The organism is Haemophilus sp. oral taxon 851 str. F0397, from assembly GCF_000242295.1.
GTDB lineage: Bacteria > Pseudomonadota > Gammaproteobacteria > Enterobacterales > Pasteurellaceae > Haemophilus.
This window is the reverse complement of record NZ_JH591080.1, coordinates 195,550-210,520: the sequence shown is the minus strand read 5'-3', so window position 1 is coordinate 210,520 and position 14,971 is coordinate 195,550. Positions and strand designations below refer to the sequence as shown.

Annotated in this window: 16 protein-coding genes and 1 other RNA gene; 13 read left to right on the top strand and 4 right to left on the bottom strand. The window is 37.5% G+C overall.

What is annotated here, in order from left to right:
- Positions 1-3: 3 nt before the first annotated feature.
- The 6 genes from HMPREF9096_RS02400 to cydC all read left to right on the top strand — a co-directional run bounded on the left by HMPREF9096_RS02400 (position 4) and on the right by cydC (position 6,943).
- Positions 4-420, top strand: a complete 417-nt coding sequence (locus tag HMPREF9096_RS02400; RefSeq protein WP_009766849.1) for a hotdog fold thioesterase — start codon at positions 4-6, stop codon at positions 418-420.
- Positions 417-1,388, top strand: a complete 972-nt coding sequence (gene hemH, locus HMPREF9096_RS02405) for a ferrochelatase (protein ID WP_009766848.1) — start codon at positions 417-419, stop codon at positions 1,386-1,388. Before HMPREF9096_RS02400 ends, hemH begins: the two co-directional genes overlap by 4 nt.
- 78 nt (positions 1,389-1,466) lie before the next feature.
- Entirely contained in the window at positions 1,467-2,324 is an 858-nt protein-coding gene (locus HMPREF9096_RS02410; RefSeq protein ID WP_009766847.1) for a co-chaperone YbbN, read from the top strand.
- A 109-nt stretch (positions 2,325-2,433) separates the two neighbouring features.
- Positions 2,434-3,390 (top strand): thioredoxin-disulfide reductase, encoded by a 957-nt coding sequence (gene trxB, locus HMPREF9096_RS02415; protein ID WP_009766846.1) that lies wholly within the window; start codon positions 2,434-2,436, stop codon positions 3,388-3,390.
- Between the two features lie 62 nt (positions 3,391-3,452).
- Entirely contained in the window at positions 3,453-5,213 is a 1,761-nt protein-coding gene (cydD, locus tag HMPREF9096_RS02420) for a cysteine/glutathione ABC transporter permease/ATP-binding protein CydD (protein ID WP_009766845.1), read from the top strand.
- Positions 5,213-6,943: a cysteine/glutathione ABC transporter ATP-binding protein/permease CydC gene (gene cydC, locus HMPREF9096_RS02425; RefSeq protein WP_009766844.1), complete on the top strand. Its 1,731-nt coding sequence runs from the start codon at positions 5,213-5,215 to the stop codon at positions 6,941-6,943. Before cydD ends, cydC begins: the two co-directional genes overlap by 1 nt.
- A gap of 20 nt (positions 6,944-6,963) precedes the next feature.
- Here cydC and ffs read toward each other — a convergent pair.
- Positions 6,964-7,062, bottom strand: an RNA gene (ffs, locus tag HMPREF9096_RS09185) — signal recognition particle sRNA small type.
- Between the two features lie 122 nt (positions 7,063-7,184).
- Between ffs and nrdG the strand changes: the two genes are divergently transcribed.
- Entirely contained in the window at positions 7,185-7,652 is a 468-nt protein-coding gene (nrdG, locus tag HMPREF9096_RS02430; RefSeq protein WP_005637703.1) for an anaerobic ribonucleoside-triphosphate reductase-activating protein, read from the top strand.
- 56 nt (positions 7,653-7,708) lie between these two features.
- Here the strand turns inward: nrdG and hpt are convergent, their stop codons facing one another.
- On the bottom strand, positions 7,709-8,248 hold the full coding sequence (gene hpt / locus HMPREF9096_RS02435; protein ID WP_009766843.1) for a hypoxanthine phosphoribosyltransferase: 540 nt from the start codon (positions 8,246-8,248) through the stop codon (positions 7,709-7,711).
- Positions 8,249-8,459: 211 nt separating this feature from the next.
- On the bottom strand, positions 8,460-9,815 hold the full coding sequence (gene pmbA, locus HMPREF9096_RS02440; protein ID WP_009766842.1) for a metalloprotease PmbA: 1,356 nt from the start codon (positions 9,813-9,815) through the stop codon (positions 8,460-8,462).
- 88 nt (positions 9,816-9,903) lie between these two features.
- On the opposite strand from pmbA, the gene yjgA reads away from it, so the two are divergent.
- Genes yjgA through rapZ form a run of 6 tightly spaced genes read left to right on the top strand, consistent with a single transcriptional unit; the run spans position 9,904 to position 13,695 of the window.
- Positions 9,904-10,440 (top strand): ribosome biogenesis factor YjgA, encoded by a 537-nt coding sequence (gene yjgA, locus HMPREF9096_RS02445; RefSeq protein WP_009766841.1) that lies wholly within the window; start codon positions 9,904-9,906, stop codon positions 10,438-10,440.
- Between the two features lie 48 nt (positions 10,441-10,488).
- Positions 10,489-11,094, top strand: a complete 606-nt coding sequence (gene lptC / locus HMPREF9096_RS02450) for an LPS export ABC transporter periplasmic protein LptC (protein ID WP_009766840.1) — start codon at positions 10,489-10,491, stop codon at positions 11,092-11,094.
- On the top strand, positions 11,078-11,596 hold the full coding sequence (gene lptA, locus HMPREF9096_RS02455; protein ID WP_009766839.1) for a lipopolysaccharide transport periplasmic protein LptA: 519 nt from the start codon (positions 11,078-11,080) through the stop codon (positions 11,594-11,596). Before lptC ends, lptA begins: the two co-directional genes overlap by 17 nt.
- A gap of 3 nt (positions 11,597-11,599) precedes the next feature.
- Positions 11,600-12,325 (top strand): LPS export ABC transporter ATP-binding protein, encoded by a 726-nt coding sequence (gene lptB, locus HMPREF9096_RS02460; RefSeq protein ID WP_005627189.1) that lies wholly within the window; start codon positions 11,600-11,602, stop codon positions 12,323-12,325.
- A gap of 2 nt (positions 12,326-12,327) precedes the next feature.
- A complete protein-coding gene (gene ptsN / locus HMPREF9096_RS02465) occupies positions 12,328-12,822 on the top strand; it encodes a PTS IIA-like nitrogen regulatory protein PtsN (RefSeq protein WP_009766838.1) in 495 nt (164 codons plus the stop codon).
- 15 nt (positions 12,823-12,837) lie between these two features.
- A complete protein-coding gene (gene rapZ, locus HMPREF9096_RS02470) occupies positions 12,838-13,695 on the top strand; it encodes an RNase adapter RapZ (protein WP_005637682.1) in 858 nt (285 codons plus the stop codon).
- Positions 13,696-13,734: 39 nt separating this feature from the next.
- On the opposite strand, the gene HMPREF9096_RS02475 is transcribed toward rapZ, so the two are convergent.
- Positions 13,735-14,892, bottom strand: a complete 1,158-nt coding sequence (locus HMPREF9096_RS02475; RefSeq protein WP_032803528.1) for a chorismate mutase — start codon at positions 14,890-14,892, stop codon at positions 13,735-13,737.
- Positions 14,893-14,971: the final 79 nt, after the last annotated feature.

Here is a 14,971-nt window from a genome sequence, read left to right as displayed (position 1 = left end):
ATCATGATTTGGCAAAAAAACTTCACGCTCGAAAACTTAAATCAACTTTGCTCCAACAGTGCAGTTAGCCATCTTGGAATTGAAATTTCTGCTTTTGGCGAAGATTGGATTGAAGCGACAATGCCTGTGGATCATCGTACTATGCAGCCGTTTGGTGTATTGCATGGCGGGGTTTCGGTTGCTTTAGCTGAAACAATTGGTTCTCTTGCGGGTTCGCTTTGTTTAGAAGAAGGCAAAACTGCAGTTGGATTGGATATTAACGCCAATCATCTTCGCCCTGTTCGTTCAGGTAAAGTAACTGCGAGAGCCACTCCAATTAATTTAGGCAGAAATATCCAAGTTTGGCAAATTGACATCCGCACAGAAGAGAATAAACTTTGTTGTGTTTCTAGATTAACCCTTTCCGTAATCAATTTATGACAAAATCCGCAAAAATCGGCGTATTACTTGCCAATCTAGGCACGCCAGATAGCCCGACACCGAAGTCAATCAGCCGTTATTTATGGCAATTTTTAACGGATCCTCGCGTGGTCGATCTACCGCGTTGCAAATGGTATCCACTGCTTAAAGCCATTATTTTGCCATTACGTTCTAAACGTATTGCCAAAAATTATCAATCAATTTGGACTGCGCAAGGTTCTCCTTTACTTGCTATTTCACGACAACAAAAAGACGCATTACAAGCCTATTTAGATAATCAAAATATCGATACTCAAGTAGAAATTGCCATGACATACGGCAATCCATCAATGCAAAGTGCGGTGAAGAATTTGCTTAAAAATCAAGTTGAGCGAATTATTGTTTTGCCACTTTATCCGCAATACTCTAGCTCAACTACGGGCGCAGTATTTGATGCTTTCGCTAACGCTCTTAAAGAAGAACGAAGATTAGTGCCTTTTGATTTCATCCATTCTTATCATATTGATGAAAATTACATTAACGCCTTAGCCGACTCCATAAAAGTGCGGTTAAAACCTGATGAGTTTTTGCTATTTTCTTATCACGGTATTCCTTTACGTTATGAAAAAATGGGCGATTATTATCGTGAACATTGTAAACAAACGACTATTGCTGTTGTTAATAAATTGGGATTAACAGAAAACCAATGGGGAATGACGTTTCAATCTCGCTTTGGGCGTGAAGAATGGCTACAACCTTATACCGATAAATTTTTAGAATCTGCTGCAACACAGAACATTCAAAAAATTGCTGTTATTTGTCCAGGTTTCTCCGTAGATTGTTTAGAAACCATTGAAGAAATTGACAAAGAAAATCGAGAAAATTTCCTAAACAATGGAGGACAATCTTATCAATATATTCCTGCACTTAATGTAGAGCATGCACATATTGAAATGATGGGAAAATTGATCCTAGAAAAACTTGCTTAATAATAGAAATGGTAAAACGTTTCTAAAATCTTCCGCACTTTGCTAAAATCAGCCATTATTTTTTCACAAGGATAAAACATGGCTGATTTTCCTTTTATCGTTGACATCAACGAACAAAATCTTACTGAAATACTGCAACAATCCTTAGAAAAACCACTTGTCATCAATTTTTATGCTCCAACGCATAAAGAATCATCAGATTTCTTGACTTTACTTGAGCAAGTTGCAGAACAATATCAAGGACAATTTGTTCTTGGAAAAGTAAATTGTGAAAAAGAGCAAATGATTGCCGCACAATTCCGCATCCAAGCATTGCCAACCACCTATTTGTTTAAAGAAGCACAGGCATTAGATGCATTTCCAGGTGCGCTTGATAAAGCGTCATTAATCCAACGATTAAGCATTATTTTACCGAAAGAAGAAGATTTAAAATTCCAACAAGCATTAGATTTCTTGCAAGTAGAAAATTATGAGGCTGCATTGCCATTATTGAAAGACGCATGGGAACTTTCAGATAAGAAAAATAGTGATGTCGCCCTGCTCTACGCTGAAACCTATATTGCAATGAAAAAAACGGAGCCAGCACAAGAAATTCTAAAACAAATTCCGTTGCAAGATCGTGATAGTCGTTGGCACGGATTACAGGCACAAATTGAGCTACAAATTCAAGCTGCCGACACACCTGAAATCCAACAATTACAGGCCGATTATGCTAAAAACCCAACAGCTGAAATTGCAATAAAACTTGCTATACAACTTCATCAAGCTGGACGAAATGAAGAAGCGTTGACACTACTTTTCGATATTTTAAAAACCGACTTAGGTGCGCAGAATGGTGAAGTTAAACAACAATTTTTATCCATTTTAAGTGCAATGGGCAATGCTGATCCGTTAACAAATAAGTTTCGCCGATTGCTTTATTCACTGCTCTATTAATCGAAAGGTTTATAATTGATAAGGTGTATAGAACAATTTCATACATAGCAATCATCAGAATAAACTTAAATTCAATTAATTCTCTCTTTACAAAAAACAAGGATTCTTTATGTCAGATATCAAACACGCAAAACTTTTAATTTTAGGCTCAGGCCCTGCTGGTTATACAGCTGCCATTTATGCAGCACGTGCAAACTTAAAACCAGTATTGGTGACGGGTTTGCAACAAGGCGGCCAGCTTACCACCACCGATGAAATCGAAAACTGGCCAGGTGATTTTGAGATGACTACTGGTTCAGGTTTAATGCAACGTATGTTGCAACATGCAGAAAAATTTGAAACAGAAATCGTCTTCGATCATATCAATCGCGTAGATTTATCCTCTCGTCCATTCAAACTTTTTGGCGATGTGCAAAATTTTACTTGTGATGCGTTAATTATCGCAACAGGCGCCTCTGCACGCTATATTGGCTTACCGTCAGAAGAAAACTACAAAGGTCGTGGCGTTTCTGCTTGTGCAACCTGTGATGGTTTCTTTTATCGCAATAAGCCAGTTGGGGTGATTGGTGGTGGAAATACTGCAGTGGAAGAAGCCCTTTACTTAGCCAATATTGCAAGTACAGTGCATTTAATCCACCGTCGCGATAGCTTCCGTGCAGAAAAAATCCTTATCGACCGTTTATACAAAAAAGTAGAAGAAGGAAAAATCGTTCTTCATACTGACCGCACTTTAGATGAAGTGTTAGGTGACAACATGGGCGTAACCGGATTACGTTTAGCCGACACTAAAACTGGAAAGAAAGAAGAACTCAAATTAGATGGTTTATTCGTGGCGATTGGTCACTCGCCAAATACGGACATTTTCCAAGGGCAACTAGAATTGAATAATGGCTATATCGTTGTAAAATCTGGTCTTGAAGGAAATGCAACAGCCACTTCTGTGGAAGGCGTGTTCGCAGCAGGCGATGTAATGGATCACAATTATCGCCAAGCCATTACCTCTGCGGGAACTGGTTGTATGGCAGCCTTGGATGCAGAACGCTATTTAGATGCTCAAGAAGCATAAATTCTCTAACTAACTCCCCTCTTTTTAAAAGAGGGGAACTTTTTCTATATCACGATAAAACTATGAACAAACTTCGCCAAAAATATTTACAAAAATGGCTTCGCGCACAACAAGAACCTATCAAAAAATTAATGTGCGCAAACATTGTCTTAGCTACGCTTTCTGCACTCACTTTAGTCGCGCAAACTTATTTTCTTGCAACGTTGCTTGATAAACTGATTATGCAAAATGTGCCTCGTGATGAACTCATTCCTTATTTTCTCGGACTAATTATCGGCTTCGGGATTCGTGCTATTATTTTATGGGCACGAGAAAAAATTGGTTTCCAAAGCGGACAATTATTACGCAACCATATTCGTCAAAAAATTCTGGATAAAATCCATCTTGTCGGCCCTGCGACAATCAATCAAAAACCAGCTGGAAGTTGGGCAAGCATTATGTTGGAACAAGTTGAAAACTTACATAATTTCTATGCCCGTTTTCTGCCTCAACAAAGTCTTTCAGCCATTGTTCCAGTCGTTATTTTAATTGCTGTATTTCCGTTGAACTGGGCTGCTGGCTTAATCTTAATGATTACCGCACCGCTTGTTCCTCTGTTTATGATCATTGTCGGTATTGCTGCGGCTGACAACAGCCAAAAAAATATGGATACTCTTTCTCGCCTCAGTGCCCAATTTTTAGATCGCTTACGTGGTTTGGAAACCTTGCGTCTTTTTAACCGCACTTCTGAACAAACTGAGCATATTGAAAATGCCACTGAAGATTTCCGTGAAACCACAATGGATGTGCTAAAACTCGCTTTTCTCTCTTCTGCCGTATTGGAATTCTTTACCTCTATTTCCATCGCACTGATGGCGGTCTATTTTGGTTTTAGCTACTTAGGTCAAATTGAATTTGGTACCTATAATGCACCGCTTACACTTTTCACCGGTTTCTTTTGTTTAATTCTTGCACCTGAGTTTTATCAACCCTTACGCGATCTGGGCGCTTATTACCACGACCGCGCAGCGGGTATTGGTGCAGCAGATGCCATTGTTGATTTCTTAGAATCCGATTATTTAACCGTTCATCAAAATGAAAAAACAATTTCTTTGGAAAGTGCGGTTGAAATTTCTGCCGAAAATTTAGTGGTACTTTCGACACAGGGTTCAGCATTAACCAAGCCGTTAAATTTCCAAATTCCAGCAAATCACAATGTTGCGCTTGTAGGACAAAGTGGCGCAGGAAAAACCTCATTAATGAATGTAATTTTAGGCTTTTTACCTTATGAGGGTTCTCTCAAAATTAATGGACAAGAACTTCGCGAAAGCAATCTAGCTGACTGGCGCAAACATATTGCCTGGGTAGGACAAAATCCATTGTTATTACAAGGTACAATTAAAGAAAACTTACTACTTGGCAATATTCAAGCCAACGATGAAGAAATTAATCAAGCGTTAATACGTTCTCAAGCGAAAGAATTTACCGATAAACTTGGACTTCATCACGAAATCAAAGATGGTGGATTAGGCGTTTCTGTGGGGCAAGCTCAACGTCTTGCCATTGCGCGTGCCTTGTTACGCAAAGGCGATGTACTTTTGCTCGATGAGCCAACCGCAAGCTTAGATGCGCAATCAGAAAATCTTGTTTTGCACGCACTGAATGAAGCAAGCCAGCATCAAACTACGCTGATGATTACACACCGAATTGAAGATTTGAAACAATGTGATCAAATTTTTGTGATGCAACGAGGAGAAATAGTACAGCAAGGTAAATTTGCCGAATTACAACATGAAGGTTTCTTTGCTGAACTACTCGCTCAACGACAACAGGATATCCAATAATGCGCACATTACTTCCGTTTATACGTTTATTTAAATTCGCCAAATTTCCTCTTATTTTAGGCTTGGTGCTGATGATTTTAGGCTTAGGCTCTAGCATGGGCCTGCTTACCGTTTCAGGCTGGTTTTTAGCCGCTACAGCCATTGCAGGACTAGGCACGCTATTTAACTTTTTCTACCCTTCAGCCAGTGTGCGAGGTTTAGCTATCGGACGAACCGTCATGCGCTATTTTGAAAAAATAGTGACGCATGATGCAACATTCCGCATTTTGTCCAAATTACGCGTACAAGTTTTTGAAAAAATTATCCCTTTAAGTCCAGCAGTGTTAAATCGTTATCGCAACAGCGATTTGTTAAATCGTTTAGTGTCCGATGTTGATACACTTGATAGCCTCTATTTACGTTTACTTGCACCATTCTTCACTGTTGCATTTGTTATCATTGCCATGACGATTGGACTCAGCTTCGTCAATATTCCACTCGCTCTTGGTTTAGGTTTATTTTTGTTAATTTTATTAATAATTATCCCAACTGTTTTCTATCGACTAGGGCAGGAATTTGGCGAACGCTTAATCCAAGCACGCGCGACCTATCGAACCCAGTTTTTAGAATTTATCCAAGCACAAGCCGAGCTTTTATTATTTAATGCAGAAGATAAATTAAAAGAGAAAATGTCCGCCACAGAAAAAACATGGCAGGAAGATCAAGCCAAAGAAGCAAAATTAAGCGGATTCTCTACCGCACTTGTTCTGTTTCTAAATGGTTTATTAATTTCTGGAATGCTATGGTTTGCAAGTAACGCCGATTTTGGCACAGATGAATATCGCACGGCTTATATTGCACTTTTCACTTTTGCTGCACTTGCAGCCTTTGAGATCATCATGCCATTGGGTGCTGCATTTTTACATATAGGTCAAGTGATTGCTGCAGCAGAACGTGTGACCGAAATCATTGAGCAAAAACCGCTTGTTGAGTTTAATAGTAACGAGGAATTTGAAACAAAAGTGCGGTTGATTTCTGCGAAGAATTTAAGTTTTTCCTATCCAGGGCAAGAAACACTTGTATTAAAAAATCTTACATTAGATTTAGAACAAGGACAAAAAATTGCTATTTTAGGCAAAACTGGAAGTGGGAAATCTTCACTTCTTCAACTTTTAGTGCGCAATTATGATGCGAATCAAGGTGAGCTTTTATTAGCAGAAAAACCAATTTCCGCCTATTCAGAAGAGACATTACGCGGCCAAATTTGTTTTTTAACTCAACGTGTTCATGTGTTTAGTGATACGCTTCGTCAAAATTTACAATTTGCAAGTGCGGATGAAATTTCTGATGAACAAATGATTGAAGTGCTACATCAGGTTGGTTTAAGCAAATTACTTGAGCAAGAAGGAAAAGGTTTAAATATTTGGCTTGGGGATGGTGGTCGCCCGCTTTCTGGTGGGGAACAACGACGTTTAGGTTTAGCTCGTATTTTACTCAATAATGCACCAATTTTATTGTTAGATGAACCAACAGAAGGCTTAGATCGCGAAACTGAACGTCAAATTTTACGTTTGATTCTTCAACACGCCGAAAATAAAACCCTAATTATGGTCACGCACCGTCTAAGTTCAATTGAACAATTCGATAGAATTTGTGTAATTGATAACGGAAGATTAATCGAAGAAGGCGATTACAATAGTTTAATCACCAAAGAAAATGGTTTCTTTAAAAGATTGATTGAGCGAGTATAAGAAAAGGAAGTTAGGCGGAAACCTTCCCAGCTTCTTCTCGGCACACAGTAATTCCGACTTTGGCTGCTTCCTTCCGGACCTGACCGAGTAAACCAGACACCGTTGCGAGAGACCGAGAAGGTTTCCATTGATATCGCAATGCGATTGCGCGCTATTATGCAGAAATTACCGCCGTATTGCAAAGATTAATTAAAAAGTGCGGTGAATTTGGTGAGAATTTAAGCTTTAGGATTTTTATGAAATGAACTATCTCCAATACTACCCGACCGATGTTATCAATGGCGAAGGTACAAGATGCACTCTTTTCGTCAGTGGATGTACGCATGCTTGCAAAGGTTGCTATAACCAAAAAAGTTGGTCATTTTCAGCGGGTGTATTATTTGATGAAGCGATGGAACAACAAATCATCAATGATTTAAAAGACACTCGCATTAAACGCCAAGGGTTGACGCTTTCAGGTGGCGATCCTCTTCATCCCCTCAACGTAGAAACATTATTGCCATTTGTGCAACGTGTAAAACGAGAATGCCCAGATAAAGACATCTGGGTTTGGACGGGTTATAAACTGGATGAATTAGACGAACAACAACGTGCTATGTTGCCTTATATTGATGTGTTAATTGATGGGAAATTTATTCAAGAACAGGCAGACCCGAGTTTAGTTTGGCGAGGTTCCGCAAATCAAATTATTCATCGATTTAAGTTATAAAAAGTGCGGTTAAAAATTCATTTAAAATTTCAACCGCACTTTTCTATAAAAGCAAATTATTCTTCTAAAACAACTTTACCGATATAGCCTAAATTACGATGGCGTTGCGCGTAATCGATACCATACCCCACCACAAATTCATCAGGAATTTCAAAACCAATCCATTCAACAGGAACTTCCACTTCGCGACGAGAAGGTTTATCAAGTAATGTACAAATTGCAAGACTAGCAGGATCACGCAAATTCAAAATATCACGCACTTTTTCCAAGGTATAACCCGTATCAATAATATCTTCCACAATTAAAACGTGTTTACCTTTTATATCACCGTCCAAATCTTTGGTAATACGAACGTCGTGATTCGTGGTCATGCCTGTGCCGTAGCTTGAAGTGGTCATAAATTCAATTTCCACAGGTAAATTTATCTGACGAACAATATCCGCCATAAACATAAAGGAACCACGTAAAAGCCCTACGACAACAAGGCTATCGATATGTTTTTCTTGATAAAATTTTGTGATTTGAGCACCTAATTCAGCAATACGAGCATGAACATCGTTCTCTGAGATTAAAACGTCAACGTGGTGTTTTTTCATTGTGTTTCCTTATGAAATGACAGGGGATAAAATCGTTTGCTATTTTACAAAAAAAAGGCTGAAGTTTAAACCTTCAGCCTTTTTGAACCCTAACGAATTTACTTTCTACTCTACCTGTTGGAGCAACCTGCAATCGCTTAACAGATGTACATATAGTAGCAGACATTTAGTTATTGTCAATAAGAATAATTCTCAATTTTAAAAATATTTTTTAATTTCCTGAAATTTTCATCTTATCTAACAAAATAGAACCAGTTTGAATGTTAGAACGATGCTCTATATCATCCGCTACAGCAACCATATTCTTCAACATATCTTGCAATTGTCCCGCAATAGTAATTTCGGCGACTGGATACTGAATTTCACCATTTTCCACCCAAAAACCTGATGCACCACGCGAATAATCGCCTGTAACAATATTGACACCTTGTCCCATGACATCAGTTACTAACAATCCAGTTCCCATTTGACGTAAAAGTGCGGTCAATCCACCGGCCAAATTTGGCTTAACAAGCCAGTTGTGAATTCCACCAGCATGACCAGTGCTTGGCATACCGAGTTTTTTACCACTGTAACTTGTCACTAAATAAGTTTGTAATATCCCGTCTTCGACAATCTCACGATCTTGCGTACGAACACCTTCACTATCAAAAGGCGTTGAAGCCAAACGGCGTAATAAATGTGGTCTCTCACTGATATTGAACCAATCAGGTAAGACCTGTTTACCTAAATGATCGAGCAAGAAACTCGATTTTCTATATAAACTACCACCACTTATTGCAGCAGCAAAATGAGAAATAAGACCAGTTGCAACATCATTTAAGAAAATAACAGGCACTTCTCGTGTACTCAATTTTTGAGGATTTAAACGAGAAACGACTTTCTTTGCACAATTTTCTCCAACCCAAATTGGCGATTGGAGTTTGTCGAATTCACGAGAGATCGTGTATTCATAATCATTTTCTAAGGCATCTTCTACGCCACCAATAACCGAACAAGATAAGGAATAACGGCTTGATAAATAACTTTGCAACATGCCATGGCTATTTCCATACACTTTCACGCCTGTATGTGAATTAAAACTTGCGCCATTACTATTTATAATGCGTTCATCCGCCTCTAAAGCCGCCTTTTCAGCCTGAAGTGCAAGTTCTGTTGCTTTATCAACATCTACATCAGCAGCATGATAAAGCTCTAAATTAGGCGCATCAAAAGCCATTAAATCCTTATCCGCAAGGCCTGTGCAATCATCGGGTGAAGTGTATTTTGCAATAGCAAGTGCGGCTTCCACTGCGTTTTGAATAGCGCTTTCACTTAAATCTGATGTTGATGCATTGCCTTTTTGTTGTCCCATATAAACGGAGATCCCCAATGCACCATCATTAGTAAATTCAACATTTTCAATTTCTTGCAAGCGTGTGGATACTGACAATCCGCTCACTTTAGTGACAGCGACTTCTGCACTCGCGCCTGATTTTGTTGCTAATTCAACAGCAAAGCTAACTGCTTGACGTAATTCTTGTTCTTGAGCTTTCAAAAGTGCGGTTTGATTTTCGGCTATTTTCATTATTTTTTCCCGTTAAAAATTTGTCACATTTTATATTATTTTGAAACTTTGTGCTAAAATACGCGCCAAATTTTAGTTGAGAGAAATTATGGCAAAACGCAAGAAAAAAGAAGTTTTCGATTGGGAAGATGAAGAGCAAGAAGAAATTATTTGGGTAAGTAAAAGCGAAATCAAACGCGATGCTGAAGATTTAAAACAACTTGGTGAGAAGATTGTAAATTTAACCAAAGCCAATCTTGCCAAAATCCCACTTGATGAATCCTTACTTGATGCCATTGAACTTGCACAGCGTTTACAAAAAGAAGCTCGTCGCCGTCAATTACAGTATATCGGAAAATTATTTCGAGGAATTGATGTTGAGCCCATTCGTGAAGCATTAGATAAAATCGAAAATAAACATAACCAACAGCAGGCTATGCTGCACAAAATCGAAAAAGTGCGGGATGAATTAGTAGAAAAAGGTGACGTGGCTCTAACCTATTTATTCAATGATTATCCCGATGTAGATCGTCAACAACTACGTAATCTTATTCGTTCGGCACAAAAAGAACGTGAGCAAAATAAACCATCGAAAGCCTATCGAGAAATTTATCAAATGCTCAAAACATTGATGTTAGAAGATTAAAAAATATTAAATTTTTATCCGCACTTTTCGAGTAATAAATTTAAAAATATGAATATTCGTTGGAATGTAATTTTAGGTCTTATCGCTCTCGGTTCGCTGGGATGGTTTTATTCTTTAAATAGCGATAAACCTGATTTATTAAACTTAGTAAAAAAACCAGATAGTCCAGATTATATTGGAAATAAAATGGAAACTACGGTGTTTTCCCCTGAAGGTAAGAAACAATATCTTTCGACCGCAGACAAAGTGAAACATTATACATCTGATGGCCATACTGAATTTGAAATGCCTTTGGTGTACTTATTCGATGCCTCTACATCTAATAATGCTGAAAAATCAAATAATTCAGCAAAATTATTAGAATCTCAAAGTTGGAAACTTAGCGCCAAAAAAGCCAAATTGACGAAAGATGAAATGCTTTATTTAGAGGGTGATGTCGTTGCTGAAAGTTTAGAACCAACTTCTCGGTTACAGCGAATCGAAACACAAGTTGCAGAGGTTAACTTAAAAACTCAAGATATTTCATCAGATACAATGGTGAAAATAAACGGGCAAAATTTTAACTCAACAGGCTTAAAAATGATTGGCAATCTACGCCAACAAATTGCAACATTAAAAGAACAGGTAAAAACATATTATGAAATTAACAAATAATAAAATTATTTTACTCGCTTCATTAATCATGACCTCTTTCTCTGCTTTAGCGTTGAAAGATGATACGAATCAACCAATCAACATTGTTTCTGATAATCAATCATTAGATATGGAAAAAAGTGTTGTTACTTTTACTGATAACGTTTCAATTACTCAGGGTTCAATTTTAATCAAGGCAAATAAAGTTGTCATTACGCGCCCACCTGAAAATTCAGGTAAAAAAGAAACCGTAGAAGCATTTGGTACCCCAGTAACATTCCATCAACAGCTAGATAATGGTAAGCCAGTGTATGGAAAAGCAAATAAAGTTCACTATGATCTTGGTACTGAATTTTTGATATTAACTGATAATGCTGAATTAAAGCAACTTGATAGTAAGATTAATGGACAACTAATTACCTACGATGTGAAAAAACAGCAACTTAAAGCTAATGGCAATGGAAAATCACGTGTAACAACAGTCCTTATTCCATCGCAATTACAACAAGCTAAAGGGAAGTAATTTATGTCAATTTTGACTGCTGAAAATTTAGCTAAGAGCTATAAAAGCCGTAAAGTTGTTTCAGATGTAAGTTTAACTGTAAACTCTAATGAAATTGTCGGTTTACTGGGTCCAAACGGTGCTGGGAAAACAACAACTTTCTACATGGTTGTCGGGTTAGTTCGCCAAGATCAAGGTAAAATTATTATTGACGGAGAAGACATTAGTTTGCTCCCAATGCATAATCGTGCGCAACGTGGAATCGGTTATTTGCCACAAGAAGCCTCTATTTTTCGCCGTTTGACTGTATATGAAAATCTAATGGCTGTATTAGAAATACGCAAAGATTTAACCTCTCAACAACGTCGAGAAAAAGCTGATGAGTTGATTGAGGAATTTAATATTGGCCATATTCGGGATAGTTTAGGTCAGTCATTATCTGGCGGTGAACGCCGTCGAGTTGAAATTGCACGAGCATTAGCTGCAAATCCCAAGTTTATTCTATTAGATGAGCCATTTGCTGGTGTAGATCCAATTTCTGTGAGCGATATTAAGAAAATTATCACCGACTTACGTAACCGAGGATTAGGCGTTTTGATTACCGATCATAATGTACGTGAAACACTTGATGTATGTGAACGCGCTTATATTGTTGGCGAAGGTAAAATTATCGCAACAGGCACACCAGAACAAGTCATGAACGATGAACACGTTAAACGCGTTTATCTAGGCGAACAATTCAAATTATAAAAATGAAAATAACTGAACTATTAAGCCCTGAGAATATTCGTCAGGGCGTTAGTTTTTCTAGCAAAAAACGATTATTTGAATCTATCGCACATTTTGTAGAAGAAAAACTTCACTGTGATAAAGGTGAGCAAACGTGCTTTGAATCTCTTTTTGATCGAGAAAAGCTGGGTAACTCGGGGCTAGGCAATGGCATAGCAATGCCTAAGGCGAAAATTCCTCTTGAGGTATGTGACAAAGCAATTGCCATGTTTATGCAATTGGATAACCCAATTAATTATGATTCGCTTGATGGTAAACCTGTAGATTTAATTTTTGCTATACTTATTCCAGAGAATCAGTGCGAAACATACATCCCTATATTGGCATCATTAATCGAAAAACTTACCGATAAAAATATGTTAAAACAATTACGTTCAGCCAAAAGTGCAGATGAAATTTGGCAAGTTTTTGAGATTTCAGATAGGGCAGAAACTTCGCCTGAAGAAACCCAAGAATAATTTAAAGAGGGAATTATGGAAATTATCATTATTAGTGGACGTTCTGGCGCAGGAAAATCCGTAGCCTTACGAGCATTAGAAGATGCCGGATATTATTGTGTTGATAATATTCCTCTAGATTTACTTCCTCAATTGACTGATATTCTATCTCAATCCCAATCTTCGGTCGCAATCAGCCTTGATATTCGTAATATTCCTAATTCAGCCAATACTCTTGAACAAACTCTAAATACCTTACAAAAATATCATCAATTAAAGATTATTTTTCTTGAAGCAGATCGTGGCACATTGATTCGTCGTTATAGCGACTCACGCCGTCTGCACCCACTTTCCTTGAAAGATCTATCTCTTGAAGCAGCAATAGATGAAGAATATCGCTACCTTGAGCCATTAATTCAACACGCAAACTTTATTATTGATACCACCCATCTTTCTACCCATACCCTTGCGGAACGCCTACGCGAATTTTTACGAGGAAATAGTGATAAAGAACTAAAAATCGTTGTTGAATCTTTTGGCTTTAAATATGGAATTCCTTTAGATGCTGATTATGTTTTCGATGTACGTTTCTTACCTAACCCGCATTGGGATCCAACATTACGCCCAATGACAGGATTAGATGCGCCAGTAGCAGAATTTCTAAATAGTCACACGCAGGTAAATGAATTTATCTACCTCACTCGTAACTATATTGATACTTGGTTGCCAATGTTAGAAAAAAACAATCGTAGCTATTTAACCATTGCCATTGGATGTACAGGGGGAAAACACCGCTCCGTTTATATTGCACAGCAGTTAGGCGAATATTTTCAAGCTAAAGGGAAAATCGTCCAAATTCAGCACAAATCTTTAGAACGAAATAAAAAGGCATAAAAAAGTGCGGTCAAAAATAATTTTATTGACCGCACTTTTTTATAAATTAACAGGTTTTACAATCTCGCTAGGATAACAACCTAAAATCTTTAGATAATTACTACAATTCTTTAACTCTTCCAACGCTTGCTGAATATCTGGATGATGGATATTCGCTTCTATTTCGAGATAAAACATTTCCTCCCAAGGTTTCCCATAAATGGGACGAGACTCTAATTTCGTCATATTAATTTGATGTTTTTTGAAAACTAAAAGTGCATCAACTAATGAGCCAATTTGCTGTGAAGTTGTCATTAACAATAATGTTTTTGCCGGTATCTGTGGTGAAACCTCACGCTGTTCTTTAGCAACGACAATAAAACGGGTAATATTGTTCTCTTGATTAGCAATATTAGTTTTTAATACGCTAAGTCCATATAATTTACCACCATCTTCATTTCCTAATGCCGCAATATTCGGCTTATTTAAACTTGCAATAAGTTGCATTGCATGTGAGCTACTTTCACAATACTCAATATGTACTCGATCAAGGCTATGTATAAATTGACTACATTGTTGAATCACTTGAGGATGACTATATAAAGTATCAATTTCACTTAATTCAGTGGTGCCATTTACCAAAACACAATGTTGAATTGGGTAAGCTAGCTCGCCTACCAATGATAAGTCAGTATGCTGGAGCAAATCATAGACTTCATTAATAGCACCTGATGTTGTATTTTCTAAAGGCAATATACCAAAATCTGCTTCACCATTTTGCACTTTCTCAAATACTTGCTCAAAAGACTGACATCCCAGTTCTACAAATTGTTTTTGATAACGAGCAGCATAATTACGTGCAGCTAAATTTGAATAAGAACCTCTCTTACCTAAAAAAGCAATATGTAAATTTTGATTACGTTGTTCATTAAGTTTATTCTGCAAATAGACTTGCTGGGTCAATACTGAATCTTCAATGATTTTTTGGAAAATTGAAGTGATATATTGTGGTTCAAGTTGATAATTCTCATTTTCTGAAAATTGAACTAATTCTTGTAAAAGTTGCTGCTCTCGCTCTACATCACGTAAAGCTTTTTGAGAGATCTCTTTACTTCTCACCACATCGAAAGCTAAACGATGACGCTCAGAAAGCAATTTTAATAAACTACGATCTATTTGCGTAATTTGTTGGCGAATTTCAGATAATTCTAGCTTCATAGCATCCCCTTGTAAAAAATAAGAAAAACAAACCGCACTTTTAAGCATTAGTCATTTAAAGTGCGATGAAAATAAAAAA

Excerpts from the sequence above, each read along its gene's own strand:
- cydC (WP_009766844.1), top strand. The coding sequence starts at position 5,213 with ATGCGCACATTACTTCCGTTTATACGTTTATTTAAATTCGCCAAATTT.
- ptsN (WP_009766838.1), top strand. The coding sequence starts at position 12,328 with ATGAAAATAACTGAACTATTAAGCCCTGAGAATATTCGTCAGGGCGTT.
- cydD (WP_009766845.1), top strand. The coding sequence starts at position 3,453 with ATGAACAAACTTCGCCAAAAATATTTACAAAAATGGCTTCGCGCACAA.
- lptC (WP_009766840.1), top strand. The coding sequence starts at position 10,489 with ATGAATATTCGTTGGAATGTAATTTTAGGTCTTATCGCTCTCGGTTCG.
- lptA (WP_009766839.1), top strand. The coding sequence starts at position 11,078 with ATGAAATTAACAAATAATAAAATTATTTTACTCGCTTCATTAATCATG.
- yjgA (WP_009766841.1), top strand. The coding sequence starts at position 9,904 with ATGGCAAAACGCAAGAAAAAAGAAGTTTTCGATTGGGAAGATGAAGAG.
- HMPREF9096_RS02400 (WP_009766849.1), top strand. The coding sequence starts at position 4 with ATGATTTGGCAAAAAAACTTCACGCTCGAAAACTTAAATCAACTTTGC.
- hpt (WP_009766843.1), bottom strand. The coding sequence starts at position 8,248 with ATGAAAAAACACCACGTTGACGTTTTAATCTCAGAGAACGATGTTCAT.
- pmbA (WP_009766842.1), bottom strand. The coding sequence starts at position 9,815 with ATGAAAATAGCCGAAAATCAAACCGCACTTTTGAAAGCTCAAGAACAA.
- trxB (WP_009766846.1), top strand. The coding sequence starts at position 2,434 with ATGTCAGATATCAAACACGCAAAACTTTTAATTTTAGGCTCAGGCCCT.
- hemH (WP_009766848.1), top strand. The coding sequence starts at position 417 with ATGACAAAATCCGCAAAAATCGGCGTATTACTTGCCAATCTAGGCACG.
- rapZ (WP_005637682.1), top strand. The coding sequence starts at position 12,838 with ATGGAAATTATCATTATTAGTGGACGTTCTGGCGCAGGAAAATCCGTA.
- HMPREF9096_RS02475 (WP_032803528.1), bottom strand. The coding sequence starts at position 14,892 with ATGAAGCTAGAATTATCTGAAATTCGCCAACAAATTACGCAAATAGAT.
- HMPREF9096_RS02410 (WP_009766847.1), top strand. The coding sequence starts at position 1,467 with ATGGCTGATTTTCCTTTTATCGTTGACATCAACGAACAAAATCTTACT.
- nrdG (WP_005637703.1), top strand. The coding sequence starts at position 7,185 with ATGAACTATCTCCAATACTACCCGACCGATGTTATCAATGGCGAAGGT.
- lptB (WP_005627189.1), top strand. The coding sequence starts at position 11,600 with ATGTCAATTTTGACTGCTGAAAATTTAGCTAAGAGCTATAAAAGCCGT.